The sequence below is a fragment of the Alteromonas sp. ABV2_168 genome (genome assembly GCF_056161165.1).
Window position 1 is genome coordinate 1 of the sequence record NZ_JBSWYQ010000022.1, and the last position, 1,278, is coordinate 1,278.

1 protein-coding gene is annotated in these 1,278 nt (G+C 43.3%); it reads left to right on the forward strand.

Annotated features, from left to right (window positions below):
* Positions 1–663 precede the first annotated feature (663 nt).
* Positions 664–1,092 (forward strand): hypothetical protein, encoded by a 429-nt coding sequence (locus ACXAH4_RS20070; protein ID WP_071968193.1) that lies wholly within the window; start codon positions 664–666, stop codon positions 1,090–1,092.
* Positions 1,093–1,278: the final 186 nt, after the last annotated feature.

Genomic DNA, 1,278 nt, shown 5'->3' on the forward strand with positions numbered 1-1,278 from the left:
GCAAGCTCCCTGGGACAGTAACACGTGGGCTCTGTCGCTTCGCTCGGATTTTAGCCCACGTATTACTGCCCCTTATGTGGGTGTTATACGCTACTGGAATTCTTAATTAATGAGCACTAAACAAGGAATAGTTCTGTTATTAATAGCTGCGTCAATAGCTGTATTAACCGCTTTCGCTCACCTATCCTGTATCTTTTTGGGGCCTCAGTGCTTTGAGGTTCAAATGGCTCCAGCAAGTATAATTGAATCGGCTAAAGCAGGAACACTTTTGGCACCGCTGGGTACGATCGTGGTTTCGGCAATGTTTATCGTTTTGGGCTGTTACGCTCTGTCGGGCGCTACACTCATTCGCAGGCTTCCGTTACTCAGCTTTGGCATATATGCAATTTCTGCTGCGTGTATTATACGTGGTATTTTGCCAATTCAACTCTGGATAAGGCACCCACACAAGGTAACTGACACGGTTTTAATTGTGGGTGTTGTATGGCTACTTGTTGGGCTATGCTATCTCTTTGGGTACAAGGCAATTAATGGCAAACGCGTATAACAACCCAATCAACACACTCACTGCGTTCGCTGGGACGCATACACGCGGGGCGGCTTCGCCATTATGCCCCACATGTCTGCGCCCGTTATTGGAAAGTTAGCTGCCAGAAGGTGAACATGGACAAGACAACAAAAACGGTAGCTATTTTTCTGCTCACTATCGGAAGTCTTTCATTGATTTCTAATTCGGTATGGAAGCCTTTCATGAAGAAAGAATCGATGAAAATAAGTGACGCTCAATTACAAGATGTTGTGAATCAGATTAATGAAATGGCACCAATATTTCTAGACGAAATAACTCAGTTAAATCGCGTCCAGCTTGAAGATAGAACAATTGTTTACGAGTATATCCTTGACCACGATGAATCCGAGAATACTTTAGCTTTTGGTCCGCTTGAAGAAACGCAGTTAAATGAATACTGCAATTCAAATGAAAATAGTTATTTTTCGAAAGTGGGTGTTGCAGTGACTTCGAACTACTTAGCCCGTAATGGGGAGAAGTTACATAGTTTTACTATGCAACCATCTGATTGCGTTGGCAGCTAACAACTCAATAAACTCACTCACTTCGTTCGCTGGGACGCATACACGCAGGGCGGCTTCGCCATTATGCCCTACGTGCCTGCGCCCGTTATTGAAAAGTTATGTGCAATTGCTAATGCAGAATCGTTCAGGGATCAGATAAGAAAAATGTTCAAAAATCACAATGCTATTACAATACTCTTGGTAATT